The following is an 8,754-nucleotide window of genomic DNA, read 5'->3' as shown; positions in this document are numbered from 1 at the left end:
ATATAATGGACTTCCAAATTGGTCTGCTAACTGCAGTAAATCTTTTGCTTGCATTGTTAAACTTATTTTGGACAAATTTATTACTCTTTTGAGAGTAAAAAAATTAATTGTAGAAAAATAACAAAATATAACAAATTGTTTGTTTTTTAAACTTTATGTGAGTTTTATTTAGATTTCAAACATTTAGAAAATTTATTACAGATTACCTATAAAAAAAGCAAAACGGCTATCAATAGTGATAGCCGTTTAAAATTTTATGAATACAATTGATTATACGCCTGGTAAATCTCCGCCTTCTTTAGTAGGCAAATCAGATTTACCCATTAAATAGATATCCACCTGACGAGCGGCTTCCCTGCCTTCAGAAATCGCCCAAACAATCAAGGATTGACCTCTTCTCATATCTCCAGCCGTAAATACGTTTGGAACATTGGTTTGGTAATTATTTGCTTTATAATTGCTTCTGAAATCAATTTCCAGTCCTAACTGGCTGCTTAAAGTTTTTTCAGGACCTGTAAATCCAAGTGCCAGTAAAGCCAAATCACAAGGCCAAACTTTTTCAGAACCTTCTACTTCAAGTAATTCAGGACGCTGTCCCGGAACCATTTTCCATTCTACTTTAACGGTTTTCAAAGCTATTAATTTACCATTAGAATCCTTGATAAATTCTTTCGTATTGATTAACCAGTCTCTTTCACAACCTTCTTTGTGAGAAGTAGATGTTTTTAACTGCAACGGCCAGTAAGGCCAGGGAGTTGAAGGACTTCTGCCAACTGTTGGTTTTGGCATGATCTCAAAGTTGGTTACCGATTTTGCACCGTGACGGTTTGATGTTCCCACACAGTCAGAACCTGTATCTCCACCACCAATTACGATAACATCTTTTCCGGTTGCCATTACCTGATTTTCAACTTTCTCTCCAAAAACCACTTTAGTCTGCTGTGTTAAGAAATCCATAGCCTGAACTACACCATCAGCATCAGCTCCCGGAGTAGGCAAACCTCTTCTTTCTGTAGCACCTCCGCAAAGTACAATAGAATCGAATGCTTTTAAATCTTCAATTGAATAGTTGACACCAACATTAGCATTTACTTTAAAAGTAATTCCTTCCGCCTCTAAAATAGCTACACGTCTGTCGATGATTCCTTTTTCTAATTTGAAATTCGGAATTCCGTAACGCAATAAACCTCCAATGGCATTGTCTCTTTCAAAAACAGTAACGGTGTGACCCGCTCTGTTTAATTGCTGGGCTGCTGCCAAACCTGCAGGACCTGATCCTACCACTGCAACCGTTTTACCAGTTCTTACTTTTGGCGGCTGTGGTTTGATCCATCCTTCTAAAAAGGCACGTTCAACGATATTTTTCTCTATATTTTCAATAGCGATTGGCTCTTCAATAAGTCCCAATACACATGCTTTTTCGCATGGTGCCGGACATAAACGTCCTGTAAATTCAGGAAAGTTATTCGTTGAATGCAAAATCCATGAGGCTTTTTGCCATTCTTCCTGGTATACCATGTGGTTGAAATCGGGAATTAAATTCCCAAGAGGACAGCCACTGTGACAAAAAGGAATACCACAATCCATGCAACGAGATCCTTGAGTAGTAATTTCAGCTTCACTCAAAGGAATCGTAAATTCATTATAATTTCCTACACGTTCTTTAACCGCTAGATATGATTCGTCTTGTCTTTCGAATTCTTTAAAACCTGTTACTTTTCCCATTGTATTATGCTGTTAATTCTTCTACCATTTGTTCTTCTGTTTCCAGACGTTTCAACGCTTTTTTGTACTCCGTAGGCATCACTTTGACGAAATTGTCCAGGCTTGATTCCCAATCGTTTAACAATTCTGTTCCTCTTGTACTGTTCGTGTACAGAACGTGTCTTTGGATCAAATTTTTCAAGTCGTCAGCATCATCGCCTTCCACTGTTTCAAATTCGATTGTTTCCGTGTTACACAATCCGTTTTTAAACTTGTTTTCAGGATCATAGATATAAGCGATACCACCGCTCATACCTGCAGCAAAGTTACGACCGGTAGTACCCAGTACCACAACTTTACCTCCGGTCATGTACTCACAACCGTGATCTCCAACACCTTCCACTACAGCAATCGCTCCAGAATTACGTACTGCAAATCGTTCTCCGGCTATACCATTGATATAAGCCTCTCCTTCGATTGCACCAAATAAACAAACGTTTCCAACAATGATATTATTCTCAGCTACAAAAGTTGCTTTTGCAGGTTTTTTAATGATTAATTTGGCTCCGGACAACCCTTTACCTAAATAATCATTCGTATTTCCTTCTACAGTAAATGTTAGTCCGTGAGCACTAAAAGCTCCTAAACTCTGGCCTGCAGAACCAGTAAAATTAATATTCAACGTATCCTCAGGTAATCCAAGGTGACCGTATATTTTAGAAATCTCATTACTAACAATAGCACCAACTGAACGGTTTATGTTATTAATTGGATACTCTAAAGTCATCTTTTCTTTTCTGTACAAAGCACGGTGGGAATCTTTCAGGATTTGGAAATCCAATACACCTTCTAAATTATGATCCTGTTTTTCTGTATTCGAAACTGGCATTGTTTTATAGGCAGCCGGTCTGTACAAAATAGAAGACAAGTCTAGTCCTTTTGCTTTGTAATGATCAATCGCTTTATTAGAATTGATTTTATGGGTTTGTCCCACCATTTCTCCTAAAGTCCTGAATCCTAACTGCGCCATGATACCTCTTAATTCTTCTGCAACATAAAAGAAGAAATTAATAACGTGTTCCGGAGTTCCTTTGAAATTTTTACGCAAATCTTTATCCTGAGTAGCAATTCCGACCGGACACGTATTCAGGTGACATTTACGCATCATAATACAACCCGAAGCTACAAGAGGCGCAGTTGCAAAACCAAATTCCTCAGCTCCTAATAAAGCAGCGATAGCTACGTCACGTCCTGTTTTTAACTGACCGTCACATTCTACAACTATTCTGCTTCTTAAATTATTCAGAACTAAAGTCTGTTGTGCTTCAGCCAATCCAAGTTCCCAGGGAAGACCTGCGTGTTTCAATGATGTTAAAGGAGATGCTCCTGTTCCACCGTCATAACCTGCAATTAAAACAACATCTGCTTTTGCTTTGGCAACACCGGCAGCGATTGTTCCAACACCCACTTCAGAAACCAGTTTTACATTGATACGTGCTTCTCTGTTTGCATTTTTCAAGTCAAAGATCAATTGAGCCAAATCTTCAATAGAGTAAATATCGTGGTGAGGCGGAGGCGAAATCAATCCCACAAAAGGAGTTGAGTTACGTGCTTCTGCAATCCAAGGCAATACTTTTTCCCCAGGCAACTGACCACCTTCTCCAGGCTTAGCTCCCTGAGCCATTTTAATCTGAATTTCTTTAGCGCTTGACAAATAGTGAGAAGTAACTCCAAAACGCCCCGAAGCAACTTGTTTGATAGCTGAGTTACGACTGTCTCCATTTACATCCGGCTGAAAGCGTTTTCTATTTTCCCCACCTTCACCTGAATTGGATTTTCCTCCAATACGGTTCATGGCTATAGCCAAATTTTCGTGTGCTTCTCTTGAAATCGATCCGTAGGACATTGCTCCTGTTTTGAAACGTTTTACAATTTCTGTCCAGGGTTCTACTTCTTCCAATGGAATCGGATCTAAATTATCAAATTCGAATAATCCACGAATGGTCATTAAATTTTTAGCCTGATCGTTAACCATGTTCGCATACACATCATAGCTATCCTGATCACTCAATCGGACAGCCTGCTGTAATTTGGCAATCGTAGTAGGATTGAACATGTGTCTTTCCCCGTTACGTCTCCATCTGTATTCTCCTCCAATATTCAATCCCAGTCTGTTTGGAATTAATTTGTCAGGATAAGCGTATTTGTATCTTTCTGTAATTTCTTTTTCAATTTCATATAATCCAATCCCTTCGATTCGTGAAGTGGTGTATGGAAAATATTTCTGAACGAATTTGGAATTGAATCCAACAATCTCGAAAATTTGAGAACCTCTGTAGGAATGTAAAGTTGAGATTCCAATTTTATTCATAATTTTTAAAATCCCGGAACCAATCGCTTTATTGAAATTATCAACTGCTTTTTGCTCTGAAATTCCGGTAATAAAACCTTCCTGAACCTGAACACGAATAATTTCATTTACCATATAAGGATTGATCGCACTGGCACCATATCCAAATAAAGTAGCAAAGTGATGCGGCTCACGCGGCTCGGCAGATTCTATGATAATATCAAAATAAGAACGCTTACGCAAACGGTTCATTTGATGATTTACATACGAACAAGCCAATAATGCCGGGATTGGTGCAAACTCTTTATTAACCCCTCTGTCAGAAAGAATAATGATATTTGTACCTTGTTCTACAGCTTTTGTGATTTGAACAATAATAGCATCCAAAGCATTTTCTAAACCATTCATACCCTCAGCTTTAGGATATAAAATTTTAAAAGTTTCCGCTTTAAAATTATCTATAGAAATCGTTCTTATTTTTTCTAAATCTCCGTTAGAAATAACCGGATTCTGAATTCTTAATTTTCTGCATTGCTTACTTGTAATGTCAAAAATATTACGGTCTTGTCCTAAATTCAAAGCAATATCAGTAACAATTTCTTCACGGATTCCATCCAAAGGCGGATTGGTAACCTGAGCAAATAATTGTTTGAAGTAATTTGGAATCAATTGAGGTCTGTCTGATAATACAGCAAGAGGCGTATCGGTTCCCATTGAACCCAAAGCTTCTTTACCTGTTTGCGCCATTGGCGTAATCATATCCTGAATATCCTCTAATGTATAATTAAAAAGACGTTCTCTTGTTGGTAAATCGATAGTTTCTATCGGACAAACTTCAGAAGTCGAAGGAACATCTCTTAAATGTAATCTGTATTGATCCAGCCATTCCTGATAAGGTCTTTCAGAAACAATTTTGCTTTTAATTTCCTCATCATTAATGATACGTCCTTTGTTCATGTCCACAAGAAACATTTTTCCCGGCTCTAATCTACCGTGACTTTCCACATCCTCAGCAGGAATATCTACAACCCCAATTTCTGAAGCCATGATTAATTTACCGCTTTTGGTCACTGTGTATCTGGAAGGTCTTAGTCCGTTACGGTCTAATAAAGCCCCTACATAATCACCATCTGAAAATGGTACAGAAGCAGGACCATCCCAAGGTTCCATGATACAAGCATTGTACTCATAGAATGCTTTTCTTTCGGGAGACATTGTTTTATGTTTTTCCCACGCTTCAGGAATCATCATCATCATTACTTCCGGCAATGATCTTCCCGTATGCGTTAACAATTCTACCACCATATCCATAGAAGCAGAATCTGACTTTCCTGGTAAAATGATTGGGAATAATTTATCAATTTGTGGTCCGAAAACCTCACTTTTCATAATTTCTTCACGAACACGCATTCTGCTTACATTACCACGCAAAGTATTGATCTCCCCATTCTGACACATGTATCTGAACGGCTGAGCCAATTCCCATGTAGGCATAGTATTGGTAGAGAAACGCTGGTGAACTAATGCAAGACGGGTAACCAAATCCGTTTGTTGTAAATCGGTATAATACGGACCAATATCTTCAGGCATAATAATACCTTTATATATTATAGTCGTAGTCGATAAACTAGGAAGATAAAAATACGAGCTTTCTGATATTTTTGAATTTCTGATTGTGTGCTCAGTAATTTTACGTGCTGCGTATAATTTTGCCTTAAAAACAGCATCTTCTATAGCTTCGTTTTTTCCAATAAATATTTGTTCAATAGTTGGCTCTGAAGCCAATGCAATTTCCCCCAGTTGAGAAGAATCAACCGGTACTTCTCTCCATCCTAAAACAGTAAGACCTTGTGCTTTTACTTCTTTTTCAAAAATATCTTTACAAAAATCATATTGATTTCTGATTTTTGGCAAAAACACCATTCCAACAGCATATTCCCGTGCAGCAGGCAAATCAAAACCGGCTACCCTCTTGAAATACTCATGAGGAATATCTATTAAAAGTCCAGCTCCATCTCCTGTTTTACCATCAGCACTCACTCCACCCCTGTGTTCCAGCTTAACCAGAATTTCAAGAGCGTCATGAATAATTTGGTTTGTCTTTTCTCCTTTAAGATTGCAGATAAAACCAGCACCACAGTTTTCATGCTCGAATTCTGGCAAATAAAGGCCTTGTTCTTTTAGTTTCATTCTTGATATTTTTTTTTTACAAAAATAAAGATTTCGTTAAACATAATGTACCGAAATTACAATTTCGCTTACACTTTTATAGTAATACTAGAAAAACAGTTCTTAAATGATAATAATTTTATAGAATGCATTGTGAATTGACAAAATGATAATTGCATTTGAGTTATATTAAGAAAAATCGACATTACGCAAGAAAAACACATTGCTTTTATGTTAAATCTAAAACGATGTAGTAACTGCTAACTAACAATTACAACATATTTGATTAATGATTATTTTACTTTGAAATAAATTTATTTAACAAACTGGGGCATGATTATTTTTAATCAAAAAAGATTTTACTTTTAAGTTCAATTTTGCTACTTTTGTCGCACTTTTATTCTGAAATAAATTCAGAACCAGACAAATTCTATATTATGAACATACACGAATATCAAGGAAAAGAAATTTTAGCAAGTTACGGAGTACGCATTCAACGCGGAATTATAGCTAACAGTCCAGCTGAAGCTGTTGAAGCTGCGAAACAATTAACTGCCGAAACCGGTACAGGATGGCATGTAATCAAAGCACAGGTTCACGCAGGCGGACGTGGAAAAGGCGGTGGGGTTAAATTGGCTAAAAACCTGCAACAAGTTGAAGAAATTGCCGGACAAATCATCGGAATGCAATTAATTACTCCTCAAACTTCTGCTGAAGGTAAAAAAGTGAGTACAATTTTAGTGGCAGAAGATGTTTACTATCCTGGTGAAAGTGAAACTTCTGAATTTTATGTTTCTGTTTTATTGAATAGAGCTACAGGCCGTAACATGATTATGTATTCTACTGAAGGTGGAATGGATATTGAAGAAGTTGCTGAGCACACACCACACTTAATCTTTACTGAAGAAGTTGATCCTAATGTTGGATTACAAGGTTTTCAGGCAAGAAGAATCGCTTTTAACTTAGGCCTTTCAGGAAATGCTTTCAAAGAAATGGTTAAATTTATCGATGCATTATACAATGCTTATATTGGTTCTGATGCTTCTATGTTTGAAATCAACCCGGTTTTGAAAACTTCAGACAATAAAATTATGGCTGTTGATGCTAAAGTAAATATCGATGATAATGCTTTATACAGACAACCAAAATATGCTGAAATGCGTGATATCCGTGAGGAGAATCCAATTGAAGTAGAAGCTAAAGAAGTAGGTTTGAATTACGTAGATCTTGACGGTACAGTTGGATGTATGGTAAACGGAGCCGGACTTGCAATGGCAACTATGGATTTAATTAAATATGCTGGTTTTGAGCCTGCTAACTTCTTAGACGTTGGTGGAACTGCTGATGCAAAACGTGTTGAAACTGCTTTCAGAATTATCTTAAAAGATCCTAACGTAAAAGCTATTTTAATCAATATTTTTGGTGGAATCGTTCGTTGTGACCGTGTGGCGCAAGGAGTTGTTGATGCTTACAAAAATATGGGTGATGCTATTAAAGTACCAATTATCGTTCGTCTGCAAGGAACAAATGCTGAAATTGCAAAAGAATTAATTGACAATTCAGGTATGCCAATTTTATCAGCTGTTCAGTTTCAGGAAGCTGCTGACCAGGTTAAAGCTGCTTTATCTTAATAAAATAAGAAATTAGTTATATAAAAAAATCCTAAGCTAAGCTTAGGATTTTTTGTTTATTGATATATTTCTATTATTTTAAAATCGTTGCCAATTCTACAATTTCAAAATTAGGATCATATTTTATAAACTCACGCATCATTGCGGTGTGCCCCGCTCCCAGAAGCACCATTACTTTATCATCTTTACTTTCTGTGAGTTTTTGAATTAATGAGTACATGTAAAGATTTCTTCTGTACCATTCTGAAACCAGATAAGCACCCACAAAATTATCGGTTTTACCAGCTTTATTTGCCGTTCTAAGATACCATTGAACATTATCTTCACTTGATTTTTTTGAATTATAATCTACCAACAATTCTGTTAAACTTTGTTTTTTAATTTTCTCATTAAAAGAGTTAGAGTAATATGCCATTGTTTCCTCATTGTTTTTCAATAAATCCAGCTGATTGGCTTCTTTCATTCCTTTTGTCAGACTATCATAAGGAAAATCGGCTTTATTATAATCAATTCCATACAGTTTTTTATGACCTAGCTTTTTTGCCGATCTTAATGCTAATTGTACAATTTCGTCAGCATCTTTATGCAATAAACTATCGGTATTTTTAGCATAGAATTTGTCAAGATTATTTTGTTTTTCATAATTCCACTCTATGAAGATTTTATCCGGACCAAAATTTTTAATCTTGTCTGTAATGTTTTCCAGTTCTTTTTGGCTTTTATCTGTCATAACATTAAATGTATTGACTTTTGCAACATCCAGTCCGGGGTTTTCAAAATGAAAAGCTCCAATTATCAGGATTTGTTTTTTCTTCGATTGTCCGGAAACAGCATTTAATGTAAGAACGACCAGTAATAAAATGATTTTTTGCATGATGATTTGTTTTTAAATTCAATACG

Annotated in this window: 4 protein-coding genes; 1 reads left to right on the top strand and 3 read right to left on the bottom strand. The window is 36.4% G+C overall.

Annotation, left to right across the window (positions count from 1 at the left end):
- Positions 1-270: 270 nt before the first annotated feature.
- The gene (locus ABI657_RS12250) at positions 271-1,725 is read right to left on the bottom strand and encodes a glutamate synthase subunit beta (protein WP_348097552.1); all 1,455 of its coding nucleotides are present in this window, start codon (positions 1,723-1,725) and stop codon (positions 271-273) included.
- 4 nt (positions 1,726-1,729) lie between these two features.
- On the bottom strand, positions 1,730-6,244 hold the full coding sequence (gene gltB, locus ABI657_RS12245) for a glutamate synthase large subunit (RefSeq protein ID WP_348097551.1): 4,515 nt from the start codon (positions 6,242-6,244) through the stop codon (positions 1,730-1,732).
- 416 nt (positions 6,245-6,660) lie between these two features.
- On the opposite strand from gltB, the gene sucC reads away from it, so the two are divergent.
- On the top strand, positions 6,661-7,854 hold the full coding sequence (sucC, locus tag ABI657_RS12240; protein ID WP_348097550.1) for an ADP-forming succinate--CoA ligase subunit beta: 1,194 nt from the start codon (positions 6,661-6,663) through the stop codon (positions 7,852-7,854).
- 73 nt (positions 7,855-7,927) lie between these two features.
- On the opposite strand, the gene ABI657_RS12235 is transcribed toward sucC, so the two are convergent.
- Positions 7,928-8,728, bottom strand: a complete 801-nt coding sequence (locus ABI657_RS12235; RefSeq protein ID WP_348097549.1) for a DUF5694 domain-containing protein — start codon at positions 8,726-8,728, stop codon at positions 7,928-7,930.
- Positions 8,729-8,754: the final 26 nt, after the last annotated feature.

Origin of the sequence: Flavobacterium sp., assembly GCF_039930565.1 — a bacterium.
Lineage (GTDB): Bacteria > Bacteroidota > Bacteroidia > Flavobacteriales > Flavobacteriaceae > Flavobacterium.
This window is presented reverse-complemented; position numbering and strand designations above follow the sequence as displayed.